The organism is Rhizobium sp. UFLA01-1127 (assembly GCF_059803845.1).
Window position 1 is genome coordinate 1 of the sequence record NZ_JAUQTZ010000323.1, and the last position, 504, is coordinate 504.

General features: G+C 60.3%; 1 protein-coding gene. It reads left to right on the plus strand.

Features of this window, described 5'->3' with window-relative positions:
* Positions 1 to 504: IS66 family transposase (locus tag Q4Q11_RS32025; RefSeq protein ID WP_498572006.1), on the plus strand; the 504-nt coding region annotated here is incomplete at both ends.

The window sequence follows — 504 nt, forward strand, 5'->3', positions numbered from 1 at the left end:
TATCATGGTCGCCAAATTCGACGATCACATTCCGCTCTATCGTCTGTCGGAGATGTATGGCCGCCTGGGGATAGACATCTCCCGCTCCGTCATGGCGGACTGGGTCGGTCGCGTGTCGGTTCTGCTTGCGCCCCTGATCTTGCTGATCAGGGCTCATATCGCGGCGGTCGACCGCATCCATACCGACGATACGCCCGTCGATGTTCTCTCCCCCGGACGAGGCACGACGAAAACCGGCAGGGTCTGGGTCTATGTCTTCGATGGCCGTGGCTATCGAGACCCGAGACCTGGGGCGATAGGCTACTATTACAGTCCCGACCGCAAGGGTGCGCATCCAGCCGACCATCTCGCGGACTTCAGCGGCGTGATGCACGCCGATGGCTATGGCGGTTACAAGAAGCTCTACGGCAACCAGATCATCGAGGCGGCCTGCATGGCGCATGTGCGTCGCAAATTCCATGACGTGATCAAACTGAAGCCATCACCGGTCGCCGAGGAGGCGCT